10 protein-coding genes are annotated in these 12,001 nt (G+C 63.6%); 3 read left to right on the forward strand and 7 right to left on the reverse strand.

What is annotated here, in order from left to right:
• Window positions 1-21: 21 nt before the first annotated feature.
• Both ABRP30_RS09065 and ABRP30_RS09070 read right to left on the reverse strand, forming a co-directional pair.
• Window positions 22-537 carry a DUF4880 domain-containing protein gene (locus tag ABRP30_RS09065; RefSeq protein ID WP_349974513.1) on the reverse strand — a complete coding sequence of 172 codons (516 nt, stop codon included), beginning with the start codon at window positions 535-537 and terminating at the stop codon, window positions 22-24.
• Window positions 538-977: 440 nt separating this feature from the next.
• Window positions 978-1,289 carry a DUF6124 family protein gene (locus tag ABRP30_RS09070; RefSeq protein ID WP_241803286.1) on the reverse strand — a complete coding sequence of 104 codons (312 nt, stop codon included), beginning with the start codon at window positions 1,287-1,289 and terminating at the stop codon, window positions 978-980.
• A 130-nt stretch (window positions 1,290-1,419) separates the two neighbouring features.
• Here ABRP30_RS09070 and ABRP30_RS09075 point away from each other — a divergent pair, with 130 nt between their 5' ends.
• Window positions 1,420-2,085: a LexA family transcriptional regulator gene (locus ABRP30_RS09075; RefSeq protein ID WP_349974512.1), complete on the forward strand. Its 666-nt coding sequence runs from the start codon at window positions 1,420-1,422 to the stop codon at window positions 2,083-2,085.
• A gap of 32 nt (window positions 2,086-2,117) precedes the next feature.
• Here the strand turns inward: ABRP30_RS09075 and ABRP30_RS09080 are convergent, their stop codons facing one another.
• Genes ABRP30_RS09080 through ABRP30_RS09095 form a run of 4 tightly spaced genes read right to left on the reverse strand, consistent with a single transcriptional unit; the run spans window position 2,118 to window position 7,676 of the window.
• Window positions 2,118-4,070, reverse strand: a complete 1,953-nt coding sequence (locus tag ABRP30_RS09080; protein WP_349974510.1) for an acetyl/propionyl/methylcrotonyl-CoA carboxylase subunit alpha — start codon at window positions 4,068-4,070, stop codon at window positions 2,118-2,120.
• Window positions 4,067-4,882: a gamma-carboxygeranoyl-CoA hydratase gene (locus tag ABRP30_RS09085; RefSeq protein ID WP_349974509.1), complete on the reverse strand. Its 816-nt coding sequence runs from the start codon at window positions 4,880-4,882 to the stop codon at window positions 4,067-4,069. The genes ABRP30_RS09080 and ABRP30_RS09085 overlap by 4 nt, the downstream gene beginning before the upstream one ends.
• A 3-nt stretch (window positions 4,883-4,885) precedes the next feature.
• Window positions 4,886-6,493, reverse strand: a complete 1,608-nt coding sequence (locus tag ABRP30_RS09090; RefSeq protein ID WP_349974508.1) for a carboxyl transferase domain-containing protein — start codon at window positions 6,491-6,493, stop codon at window positions 4,886-4,888.
• 19 nt (window positions 6,494-6,512) lie between these two features.
• On the reverse strand, window positions 6,513-7,676 hold the full coding sequence (locus ABRP30_RS09095; RefSeq protein ID WP_267822576.1) for an isovaleryl-CoA dehydrogenase: 1,164 nt from the start codon (window positions 7,674-7,676) through the stop codon (window positions 6,513-6,515).
• 215 nt (window positions 7,677-7,891) lie between these two features.
• On the opposite strand from ABRP30_RS09095, the gene ABRP30_RS09100 reads away from it, so the two are divergent.
• Window positions 7,892-9,574, forward strand: a complete 1,683-nt coding sequence (locus ABRP30_RS09100; protein WP_349974507.1) for an AMP-binding protein — start codon at window positions 7,892-7,894, stop codon at window positions 9,572-9,574.
• Between the two features lie 78 nt (window positions 9,575-9,652).
• On the opposite strand, the gene ABRP30_RS09105 is transcribed toward ABRP30_RS09100, so the two are convergent.
• A complete protein-coding gene (locus ABRP30_RS09105; protein WP_241803408.1) occupies window positions 9,653-9,883 on the reverse strand; it encodes a hypothetical protein in 231 nt (76 codons plus the stop codon).
• 71 nt (window positions 9,884-9,954) lie between these two features.
• On the opposite strand from ABRP30_RS09105, the gene ABRP30_RS09110 reads away from it, so the two are divergent.
• On the forward strand, window positions 9,955-11,973 hold the full coding sequence (locus ABRP30_RS09110; RefSeq protein WP_349974506.1) for an alpha-1,4-glucan--maltose-1-phosphate maltosyltransferase: 2,019 nt from the start codon (window positions 9,955-9,957) through the stop codon (window positions 11,971-11,973).
• Window positions 11,974-12,001 lie beyond the last annotated feature (28 nt).

A 12,001-nucleotide genomic window follows, 5' to 3' on the forward strand; every position in this document is an offset into this window, starting at 1 on the left:
GCCTCTGCCGTCCCTGACGGCTTATGCCCAGTAACCAAACAGCACCAGCGCCGCCACGCTCAGCCCTACTGCAATCGAGCAGCCACCCAACGAAATCGCCGCTCGGCCTTGCCGATACCAGCCATCGTGGCCCAGCTCCCGTGCTGGGGCGAGCAGGCTGCGCCAGCGCAGTTCGGTGTCGTGGAAGGCTTGCAGGTGCGTTGGATCGGCGTCCAGCCAGCGTCGAAAATCAATGCGCTCGCAGGTAGTGACCTCGGGGCTCTGCAGCCGTACGTACCATTGGCCGGCAACGCTCGCCACGGCATCACCGTGGGGCCGTGCCGTTTGCAGGGCCTGGTTCATGTGCCGTTCGATGCTCAGCAAGGGCAAATCGAGGCGCGTGGCGATGCTGGCGTAGTCCAGCTGGTCCAGGCGGTTGAGCAGGAACACTTGCTGAACCCGGCGTGGCAAGCGCTTGAGCCCATGCAGCAGGGCAGCTTCGGCGTCGTGGCCAGCGGTGGGTGTTGGATGCTCAACGGGCAGCAGCAGGCGGCTCATGGTCAGCTCCTTGCTCAAGAGGGCAGGGGTGGGGGGCATCTTCCGTGATGCGGAAACAGAGTAGGGGAAACGAGATTGATTCTCAAGTGCTGATTCCGCAAAGTTTTGTAATGAGCTTTCATGCCCTGAAACATTTTTGCTATCATCGCCGCCATCAACGATCTTCATTAGCCTGAAGAGCCAAAAAAAAGACCCGGCAAAAAGCCGGGTCAAAAACCGTGATTAGCCTGATGAGGAGATAATCTGAGAGCGACCTAAGCTCCAGGTTATCCAGCAGATCTCGCGATCAGCTGAGTGCAATAATAATCGTTATCATTTGCCAGTCAAATGTTTTTTCGCCTATCCGGTGAAAAAAAAACGGCTGAAGCACTTCCCTGTCCCGGCAATCGGGGCCTTTGCCGTCACCTGGCCATCACGTCTCTCCCTATTCCAGTTCCAGCCTACCGACCGCTCTGTACGGCTCGCTTGTGCTCCAGCAGTGCCCTGGCCATGTCCATCATATGCATCAGTGCGAAGGTCAATTCGCGGTGGCTGCCTTCCTGATGGGTGGCGGTTTCGTGGGCGGTGGCGGCAGCGCAGCGCAGCAGGGCGATGGCGTGCTCCTGGGCCTGGTCTGCGGTGACGCCTTCGTGGAGTGTCCAGATCTTGTTGTCGATGCTGGGGCGCGGTGGGTTGGGGTTGAGGTAGTAGTCGAGGGCGCGGCGTGCGGCTTCGCTGTCGAGTTCTGTTTCGTCGTTTTTCGGTGGTTTCATCCTGATACCTGCATAAGCCAAGAGGGAAAAGGTCCGCACTGATCTTAATACCTAAAGTATTTGTGTGCTTTATGAGAAATAATACTGAATGTTTATTGAGCGCTAGAAGGCAGTCCGTATCGTGCCAGCGATGAATATGGATAAATGGATTGCCCTCGTCCGTGACCGGATGGAGGAGCTCGATATCTCCCAAGAGCAGCTCGCCGAACGCGTTGGGGTTTCCCAGGGCAGTGTGGGGCATTGGGTGAACAAGCGACGCCAGCCCAAGGTCGAGTCGATGAACCGCGTCTTCGTCGAGCTGGGCATGCCCCACTACCACGTGAGCATGCAGCTGCGGGTACTGGGCCAGGTGGGTGAGGACGCTGGCCGCTATGTGCTGGATGAAGAGGATGACGATGTAGACCTGATGCACTACATCGTGTGTTTTCGTTACCCGGTGCGAGGCTGGGATGCGTTGGGTGAATCAGCGCCCGAGCAGGCCATGGTGTACGAGCAGACCGAGTACATGGCGCAAGGCAAAGCGTTCTGGCTGACGGTGGAGAACGATGCCATGAGTACGGCCAGTGGCCGTAGCGTGCCGCAAGGCATGCGCATTCTGGTGGACCCGGGGCTGGAGGCTGAGCCTGGGCGGTTGGTGATTGCGCGCCAACCTGGCAAATCGGCGATTCTCCGCGAACTGGCCGAAGAGGGTGGGCAGCGGTATCTGCGGGCGCTGAACAGCAGCTACCCGGCGTTGGTGTGTGAGGATGGATGTGAGTTTCTTGGGGTAGTCGTGCGGGTGCACGGTACTTACTAGGTAGTGGGGCCGCGAAGCGGCCCTTGCTTGCATCACTCCACCAGTTCGACCAGCACCGTCCCTTCGCTGACCATATCCCCTTCCTGGCAGAACAACGCCTTTACCGTCCCGCCATGCGCAGCGCGAATGCTGTGCTCCATTTTCATCGCCTCCAGCACCACCAGCGCAGTGCCTGCTTCCACCGCCTGGCCAGGCTCCACCAGCACCCGCACGATGCTGCCATTCATGGGCGCACCCAGGCCGCCCTGATGGCTGTGGCTGGCTTCGGCCTCGGCGATCGGGTCGAAGGCCTCGATAGCATGCATTTCACCCTCCCAGCGCAGGTACAGCGTGCCACCTCGGCGCACCGCCAGATATCGCCGGCGCACGCCGCCTTCATCATGCCCGAGCTGTTCGTCGTCCAGCCGCCAGGCCGAGACGGCACCGTGCTCGAGCGCAATCGCCTGGCGCTCACCGCCACTGCGCAGGTGCAAGCTGCTATGCGCCGGCAGGCCAAGGCGCAACCCTGAGCGCTCAGCCCACGGCGAGCCGCTGTCGTCGTCACGCTCACGGGGCGCCTGGCCCCGCAGCCAGGCTTCACCTGCGGCTTGCCAGAAGCCTGCGGGCAGAGGCTGCGGCGCCGGCAGCAGTACGTCCTGATGGCGTGGAATGAAGCCTGTATCCAGCTCGGCCGCCGCGAATGCGGGGTGGGCGAGGATACGACGCAGGAAGGCGATGTTGGTCTTCATCCCACCGATGGCGAACTCGTCCAGCATCGCCAGCAAGCGCAGGCGGGCCTGTTCGCGGTTTTCGCCCCAGGCGATCAGCTTGCCCAGCATAGGGTCATAGAAAGATGAGACCTCGTCCCCCTCGCTTACCCCGCTGTCCACCCGGCGACCTTCGCCAGGTGCCGACTCGCGGTACAGCGTCAGGGTGCCGGTGGCCGGCAGGAAGTCGTTGGCCGGGTCTTCGGCGTAGAGGCGCACTTCGATGGCATGGCCGATCAGCGGCACCTGGGCCTGGGTAATCGGCAGTGGCTCGCCACAGGCGACGCGGATCTGCCAGGCCACCAGGTCCAGGCCGGTGATGGCTTCGGTCACCGGGTGCTCGACCTGCAGGCGGGTATTCATCTCCATGAAGAAGAATTCGCCACGGGCATCGAGCAGAAACTCAACGGTGCCGGCACCGACATAACCGATGGCCTGGGCGGCGCGCACCGCCGCTTCGCCCATGGCTTGCCGCAACTGAGGGGAAAGCCCCGGCGCCGGTGCTTCCTCGACCACCTTCTGATGGCGGCGCTGGATCGAGCAGTCGCGCTCATTCAGGTACAGGCAGTTGCCGTGCTGATCGGCGAACACCTGGATCTCCACGTGGCGGGGCTTGAGCACGTACTTTTCCACCAGCATGCGCGCGTCGCCGAACGACGACTGCGCTTCACGCTGGGCCGAGGCGAGGGCGTCGGCCAGCTGGCTTTCGTCCTCGACCACTTTCATGCCCTTGCCGCCCCCCCCGGCGCTGGCCTTGAGCAGCACCGGGTAGCCGATGCGCTCGGCAGCGGCGCGGAAGGTTTCCAGGTCCTGGGCGTCGCCGTGATAACCCGGCACCAGCGGTACGCCGGCCGCTTCCATCAGTGCCTTGGCCGCTGATTTGCTGCCCATGGCATCGATGGCGCTGGCCGGCGGGCCAAGGAAGATCAGCCCGGCGTCCTCGATGGCACGAGCAAACCCTGCGTTTTCGGACAGAAAACCATACCCCGGGTGAATGGCCTGAGCGCCACTGGCTTTGGCCGCAGCGAGCAGTTTGTCGATCACCAGGTAGCTGTCAGCGGCCTTGCTGCCCCCCAGCTCGACACGGATATCCGCTTCGCGGCTGTGGCGGGCGTCGCGGTCGGTGGCACTGTGCACCGCCACGGTTGTCAGGCCCATGGCCTTGGCGGTACGCATTACCCGGCAGGCGATTTCGCCACGGTTGGCGACCAGCAGGGTAGTCAATGGCGTGCGGCTCATGGGCGCAGCTCCTTGTTGGGCTCGGTTTGCCAGGCGGGGCGACGCTTTTCCAGGAAGGCGCGCAGGCCCTCCTGGCCTTCGGCGCTGACCCGGATCCGGGCAATGGCGTTTTCGCAGTAGCGGCGCAGGGCAGGGCTGAGCTCACCGTCGTCGACTTCGCGCAGCAGGTCCTTGGTGGCGCGCAGCGCTTGCGGGCTGTTTTGCAGGAGGTTGTCCACCCAGGCCTTGACCTGCACTTCCAGCTCATCGGCCGGGTACACCTCTGCCAGCAGGCCCAACTCCCGGGCCCGTACGCCGCTGAAACGTTCGGCGGTCAGGGCATAACGGCGGGCGCTGCGCTCACCGATGGCCTTGACCACGAACGGGCTGATCACCGCCGGGGCCAGGCCGATACGCACTTCCGACAAGCACAGCTGGGCATCCTCGGCGCCGATGGCCATGTCGCAGCAACTGATCAACCCCAAGGCGCCGCCAAAGGCCGCGCCCTGCACCACGGCCAGGGTGGGTACCTTCAGGCGATGCAGGGCGTACATCAGTTCGCCCAGTTCACGGGCGTCATCCAGGTTGGTGTTGAAGTCCAGCTGTGCCGATTGCTGCATCCACGCCAGGTCTGCGCCGGCGCTGAAATGCCGGCCACGGCCGCGCAGCAGCATGAAGCGCAGGCTGGCATCGTCGGCCAGTTGGCCAAGGGCGACGATCAGTTCGCGAATCATCTGTGCATTGAAGGCGTTGTTCTTGTCCGCCCGGTTTAGCCACAGGGTGGCGAAGCCGCGCGGGTCGCGGATCACTTCGAGGGTGCTGAAATCGCTCATGGGTCACATCCGGAAAATGCCGAAGCGGCTCTGTTCGATCGGTGCGTTCAGCGCGGCGGACAACGCCAGGCCAAGCACGTCGCGGGTCTGCGCCGGGTCGATGACGCCGTCGTCCCAAAGCCGGGCGCTGGAGTAGTAGGGGTGACCCTGGTGTTCGTACTGGTCGAGAATCGGCTGCTTGAGCCTGGCCTCATCCTCGGCGCTGAAGGCCTGGCCGCTGCGTTCGCTTTGCTCGCGCTTGACCTGGGCCAGCACCCCGGCGGCTTGTTCGGCCCCCATCACGCCAATCCGCGCGTTGGGCCACATCCACAAAAAGCGCGGATCGTAGGCGCGGCCACACATGCCGTAGTTGCCAGCGCCAAAGCTGCCACCGATGATCACCGTGAACTTCGGCACCTGGGCGCAGGCCACCGCAGTGACCAGCTTGGCGCCGTGCTTGGCGATGCCGCCTTCTTCGTACTTCTTGCCGACCATGAAGCCGGTGATGTTCTGCAAAAAGAGCAGTGGGATGCCGCGTTGGCAGGCCAGTTCGATGAAGTGCGCGCCCTTTTGCGCGGCTTCGGCGAACAGGATGCCGTTGTTGGCCAGGATCGCCACCGGGTAGCCGTGCAGGTGGGCGAAGCCGCACACCAGCGTGGTGCCGAACAGCGCTTTGAACTCATCGAAAACCGACCCGTCGACCAGCCGCGCGATCACCTCGCGCACATCGAACGGTTGCTTGGCGTCGGCCGGCACCACGCCGTACAGCTCCTGGGCGGCATACAGCGGCGCAGCCGGCGCCTGGCGTTGCAGTTTGCCGAGCTTGTGCCAGTTGAGGTTGGCCACGCTGCGCCGAGCCAGCGCCAAGGCGTGTTCATCATTGTCGGCATAGTGGTCGGCCACGCCACTGGTGCGGCAGTGCACATCGGCACCGCCGAGGTCTTCGGCGCTGACCACCTCGCCCGTAGCGGCTTTCACCAGGGGCGGGCCTGCCAGGAAGATGGTCGCCTGCTGGCGGACCATGATCGCCTCGTCGGCCATGGCCGGCACATAGGCCCCACCTGCCGTGCACGACCCCATGACCACGGCGATCTGCGGGATGCCCTGGGCGCTCATGTTGGCCTGGTTGAAGAAGATCCGCCCGAAATGTTCGCGGTCTGGGAACACCTCATCCTGCCGCGGCAGGTTGGCGCCGCCGGAATCCACCAGGTAGATGCAGGGCAGGCGGTTCTGCAAGGCGATGGTCTGCGCGCGCAGGTGTTTCTTCACCGTCAGCGGGTAATACGAGCCGCCTTTCACCGTGGCATCGTTGGCCACGATCATGCATTCCACGCCCTCGACGCGGCCGATGCCCGCGATGACGCCGGCTGCCGGCACATCTTCGCCGTACACCTCGTAGGCGGCCAACTGGCCGATTTCAAGGAAGGGCGAGCCGGGGTCCAGCAGGCGGTCGATGCGCTCGCGCGGCAGCAGCTTGCCACGGGAGGTATGCCGCTCCTGGGCCTTAGGCCCGCCGCCTTGTGCAATGTGGGTGAGCAGGCCGCGCAGGGCCTGGACCTGTTCGAGCATGGCCGCGCTGTTGTCGGCGAATTGCGCCGAACGCGGGTTGATCTGGGTGTGCAAGGTAGCCATGTGTGCCCGTCCCTCGTGTTCAGCGGGTTTCGTTGAACAGTTCGCGGCCGATCAGCATCCGGCGGATTTCACTGGTGCCGGCGCCGATTTCGTACAGCTTGGCATCACGCAGCAAGCGGCCCGCCGGGAATTCATTGATGTAGCCATTGCCACCGAGAATCTGGATCGCTTCCAAGGCCATCTGCGTGGCGCGCTCCGCGGTGTAGAGGATGACCCCGGCGGCGTCTTTGCGGGTGGTCTCGCCACGGTCGCAGGCCTGGGCCACGGCGTACAGGTAGGCGCGGCTGGCGTTGAGCTGGGTGTACATGTCGGCGATCTTGCCCTGGATCAACTGGAACTCGCCGATGCTCTGGCCGAACTGCTTGCGGTCGTGAATGTAGGGCACCACCAGGTCCATGCAGCTTTGCATGATGCCGGTGGGGCCGCCGGAGAGCACCACGCGCTCGTAGTCCAGGCCGCTCATCAGCACGCGCACGCCGCCGTTGAGCTGGCCGAGGATGTTTTCTTCCGGTACCTCGACGTCATCGAAGAACAGCTCGCAGGTGTTGGAGCCACGCATGCCCAGCTTGTCGAACTTGTTGCTGCGACTGAAGCCTTGCCAGTCGCGCTCGACGATGAAAGCCGTGATGCCGTGTGCGCCCTTGTCCAGGTCGGTCTTGGCGTAGATCACATAGGTGTTGGCATCCGGGCCGTTGGTGATCCAGGTCTTGCTGCCGTTGAGCACGTAGCGGTCGCCGCGCTTCTCGGCGCGCAGTTTCATCGACACCACGTCGGAACCGGCATTCGGCTCGCTCATGGCCAGCGCGCCGATGTGTTCCCCGCTGATCAGTTTGGGCAGGTACTTCTGCTTCTGCGCATGGCTGCCGTTGCGGTTGATCTGGTTGACACAGAGGTTGGAGTGGGCGCCGTAGGACAGCGCTACAGAAGCCGAGCCACGGCTGATTTCTTCCATCGACACCACGTGGGCCAGGTAGCCCAGGCCGGCGCCGCCGTATTCTTCCGGCACTGTGATGCCAAGCAGGCCCATGTCGCCAAACTTGCGCCACATGTCGGCGGGGAACAGGTTGTCTTGGTCGATCTGTGCGGCGCGTGGCGCCAGCTCGGCGGCAACGAAGGTACGCACCTGGTCACGGAGCATGTCAATGGTTTCGCCCAGGGCGAAGTTCAGGGAGGGGTAATGCATGGGGCACCTTCTTGTTCTTGAAATTAGGAAACACCGTAGCTCACCAAGCGTCAGCCATTGGCAATCAGCGCTGTGTCGTTTTCACCTTTACGTTAACGTAAACCTGCCCCTCGACACTGTCAATCCGTTCGTCACCTTTACGTAAACGTAAATCTGCGCCACAGTAATTGTCGCTGCTTGAGCCGTGCCCAGAACAACCACAAGAAGGGACACCCATGAGTCAAACCAGCTACACCCAAGGTCGTCAGAACCCAGCCTTGCTGACCCAGACCATTGGCCAGGCCTTCGATGCGACCGTGGCCCGTTACGCCGATGGCGAAGCCTTGGTGGTGCGCCACCAAGGCCTGCGTTTCACCTGGCAGCAGTTGGCCGAGCAGGTCGATGTCCATGCCCGGGCGTTGATGGCCCTGGGGCTGGACCGGGGCGACCGGATCGGCATCTGGTCTCCCAACTGCGCCCAGTGGTGCATCTTGCAACTGGCCAGCGCCAAGGTCGGCGCGATTCTGGTCAACATCAACCCGGCCTACCGGGTGGGCGAGCTGGAGTATGTGCTGCGTCAGTCTGGCTGCCGCTGGCTGGTGTGCGCCGACGCCTTCAAGACCTCTGACTATCACGCCATGGTTCGGCAGCTGCTGCCGGAACTGGCGCTGGTGGCGCCCGGTGACCTGGCCAGCGAGCGCCTGCCCGAGCTGCGCGGGGTGATAAGCCTGGCCGGCAACCCGCCACCGGGCTTTCTGCCATGGCCTGCGCTGCCAGGGCGGGCAGCGCAGACGGCCCCTGAGGCTTATCAGGCGCGCCAGCGCGGGCTGCAGTTCGACCAGGCGGTGAACATCCAGTACACCTCCGGCACCACCGGCGCCCCCAAAGGGGCCACGCTCAGCCATTACAACATCCTGAACAACGGCTTCATGGTCGGGGAAAGCCTGGGCTTGACCCATGCCGACCGTATGGTGATCCCGGTGCCGCTGTACCACTGCTTCGGCATGGTCATGGCCAACCTCGGTTGCATCACCCATGGCAGCACGATGATCTACCCCAGCGACGCCTTCGATGCCGAGCTCACCTTGCGTGCGGTGGCCGAGGAGCGCGCCAGCATCCTCTATGGCGTGCCGACCATGTTCATCGCCATGCTCGACCACCCGTCGCGCCAGCAGCTGGACCTTTCGACCCTGCGCAGCGGCATCATGGCTGGGGCCACCTGCCCGATCGAGGTCATGCGCCGGGTCATCGAGCAGCTGCACATGGCCCAGGTGCAGATTGCCTATGGCATGACCGAAACCAGCCCGGTGTCTCTGCAGACCGGCCCCGACGATGACCTGGAATTGCGCGTGACCACCGTTGGCCGCACCCAGCCTCACCTGGAAACCAAACTGGTGGATGCCGATGGCTGCACCGTGCCCAGGGGTGAAATCGGCGAATTGTGCACACGGGGTTACAGCGTGATGCTGGGTTACTGGGGCAACCCGCAGGCCACGGCAGATGCCATAGATCCCGAAGGGTGGATGCACTCGGGCGATCTGGCAGTCATGGACCAAGACGGCCATGTGCGCATCGTCGGGCGCAACAAGGACATGATCATTCGCGGTGGCGAAAATATTTATCCGCGCGAGCTTGAGGAGTTCCTCTATACCCACCCCGCAGTGGCAGACGCCCAGGTGATCGGCATCCCGTGCGATAGGTATGGCGAAGAAGTGGTGGCCTGGATCAAGTTGCATCCCGGCCATAGCGCAACGGCGGAACAACTGCAGGGCTGGTGCAAGGCACGCATCGCCCACTACAAGGTGCCGCGGCACTTTTGCTTCGTCGACGAGTTTCCAATGACGGTGACCGGCAAGGTGCAGAAGTTCAGGATGCGCGAAATCAGCGCGGCCACGCTTTCAGCCGAAAAGGCGCAGTGATGGAGCATGGGTGCTGGCCGCGCCCGTGATAGGGCGGGCAGCACCCATGCACGTGCATCGCTTTCCCTCGTCTATCCTTTAAGCCTTCACCGGTGGCTCCTGGCTCGGCGGGTCGCCGACAGTCGGCGGTTCGGTCGGCTTGACCGGCGTCTCGTCCGGGGCCTCTTCCGGCACGGGCGGCGGCAGGCTCGGGTCGTCGATATTGGGGTCGGGTGTCTCTGGTGGAATGGGAATGTTCATGGCCTGACCTCGCAGGGTGAATGAGAGGGTGGTGCAGGCTTTGATGCGTGGCTGCGCCGTTTTGCTCAATTTTTTTGAACCCCCTGCGTGGACGATGGCTCTGAACCCTTACCGCCAATGCCAACAGGGAGCCAGGACCGATGTCGCGCAACGAGCCCTTCGCAAGCGTACCGATGGCGAACGATCACCCCGACCAGGCCATCAGCCTGTCCCAGGCGCTGCTGGCGCCGCGCATCGTGATCGAGGATACCCAGCCCGCACTCGACGGTGGCGCGTTTGCCACCAAGGCCATCAGCGGCCAGCCGGTGGCGGTCAGCAGCAAGGTGTACAGCGACGGCCACGATCGCCTGGCCGTGATGCTCAACTGGCGGCAGGCCAATAGCCGGCGATGGCACTGCGTGCCGATGCATTCGCCAGGCAACGACCTCTGGTTGGCCGAGTTCACACCCACTGACCTGGGCCCGCACCTTTTCAGCATCGAGGCCTGGATCGACCCGTTCGCCACCTATTGCCACGACCTTGAGAAGAAGTTCCACGCAGGGGTCGAGGTCAAGCTGGAGCTGGAGGAAGGTCGCTTGCTGCTTGGCAAAGGCGCAGAGCGCAGTGAGGGCGAGTTGCGTGAGCAGATCGAGGCGCTGCAGGCGCAACTGCCCACGCTGGCACAGGCCGACCAGGTGGCGCTGCTGCTGGGGGAGCAGGCGTCGCGCCTGATGAGCGAGGCCGAGCACCGCAGCTACCTCACCTGCAGCCGTGAGTTCCCGGTGGATGTCGACCGCCCGGCTGCGCAGTTCGCCAGCTGGTACGAGTTGTTCCCCCGTTCGATCACCGACAGCCCCGAGCGCCACGGCACCTTCAACGATGTGCACGCGCGTTTGCCGATGATTCGCGACATGGGCTTTGACGTGCTGTATTTCCCGCCCATCCATCCGATCGGCAAGCAGCACCGCAAGGGCCGCAATAACGCCTTGAAGGCTGAGCCCAACGACCCGGGCAGCCCCTACGCCATCGGCAGCCCCGAAGGCGGGCACGATGCCATTCACCCGCAGCTGGGCACCCGAGAAGACTTCCGCCGCCTGGTGGCTGCCGCCGCCGAGCACGGGCTGGAGATCGCCCTGGACTTCGCCATCCAGTGCTCTCAGGACCACCCGTGGCTCAAGGAACATCCCGGCTGGTTCAGCTGGCGCCCCGACGGCACCATCCGGTATGCCGAGAACCCGCCGAAGAAGTACCAGGACATCGTCAACGTGGACTTCTACGCCGCTGACGCCGTGCCGTCGCTGTGGCTTGCCCTGCGTGATGTGGTGGTGGGCTGGGTGGAGGAGGGGGTGAGAACCTTCCGCGTCGACAACCCACACACCAAACCGCTGCCGTTCTGGCAATGGTTGATCGCCAATGTGCGCAGCCAGTATCCGGACGTGATCTTCCTCGCCGAGGCGTTCACCAAGCCTGCGATGATGGCGCGCCTGGGCAAGGTCGGGTATGCCCAGAGTTACACCTATTTCACCTGGCGCAACACCAAGCAGGAGCTGCGCGAGTATTTCGAGCAGCTCAATCAGCCGCCCTGGAGCCTGTGCTACCGGCCCAACTTCTTCGTCAACACACCGGACATCAACCCGTTCTTCCTGCACACCAGCGGGCGTGCCGGCTTTTTGATCCGCGCCGCCCTGGCGACCATGGGCTCGGGGCTGTGGGGTATGTACTCGGGCTTCGAGCTGTGCGAAGGCACCCCTCTGCCGGGCAAGGAAGAATACCTGGACTCGGAGAAGTACGAGATCCGCCCCCGCGACTTCACCCAGCCCGGCAACATCATTGCCGAAGTTGCTCAACTCAATCGCATCCGCCGGCAGAACCGTGCCCTGCAGACGCACCTGGGTGTGGCGTTCTTCAACTGTTGGAACGACAACATCCTGTACTTCGCCAAGCGTACGCCGGAGCGCGATAACTACATCCTGATAGCGGTCAGCCTCGACCCGCACAACGCCCAGGAGGCCAGCTTCGAATTGCCGCTGTGGGAACTGGGGCTGGACGATGACGCCGACACCTTGGGCGAAGACCTGATGAACGGCCACCGCTGGACCTGGCATGGCAAGACCCAATGGATGCGCATCGAGCCATGGCATCAGCCATTCGGTATCTGGCGCATCGAGAAGGCCCGCTAAGCCGCTTGGGCGGCGCTGAACCTGCAAT

Origin of the sequence: Pseudomonas sp. WHRI 8519, assembly GCF_040224055.2 — a bacterium.
Taxonomy (GTDB): domain Bacteria; phylum Pseudomonadota; class Gammaproteobacteria; order Pseudomonadales; family Pseudomonadaceae; genus Aquipseudomonas; species Aquipseudomonas putida_X.

Bases quoted from the DNA above. Each gene is read 5' to 3' on its own strand.
- ABRP30_RS09065 (WP_349974513.1), bottom strand. From the start codon at position 537: ATGAGCCGCCTGCTGCTGCCCGTTGAGCATCCAACACCCACCGCTGGC.
- ABRP30_RS09070 (WP_241803286.1), bottom strand. From the start codon at position 1,289: ATGAAACCACCGAAAAACGACGAAACAGAACTCGACAGCGAAGCCGCA.
- ABRP30_RS09075 (WP_349974512.1), top strand. From the start codon at position 1,420: ATGAATATGGATAAATGGATTGCCCTCGTCCGTGACCGGATGGAGGAG.
- ABRP30_RS09080 (WP_349974510.1), bottom strand. From the start codon at position 4,070: ATGAGCCGCACGCCATTGACTACCCTGCTGGTCGCCAACCGTGGCGAA.
- ABRP30_RS09085 (WP_349974509.1), bottom strand. From the start codon at position 4,882: ATGAGCGATTTCAGCACCCTCGAAGTGATCCGCGACCCGCGCGGCTTC.
- ABRP30_RS09090 (WP_349974508.1), bottom strand. From the start codon at position 6,493: ATGGCTACCTTGCACACCCAGATCAACCCGCGTTCGGCGCAATTCGCC.
- ABRP30_RS09095 (WP_267822576.1), bottom strand. From the start codon at position 7,676: ATGCATTACCCCTCCCTGAACTTCGCCCTGGGCGAAACCATTGACATG.
- ABRP30_RS09100 (WP_349974507.1), top strand. From the start codon at position 7,892: ATGAGTCAAACCAGCTACACCCAAGGTCGTCAGAACCCAGCCTTGCTG.
- ABRP30_RS09110 (WP_349974506.1), top strand. From the start codon at position 9,955: ATGTCGCGCAACGAGCCCTTCGCAAGCGTACCGATGGCGAACGATCAC.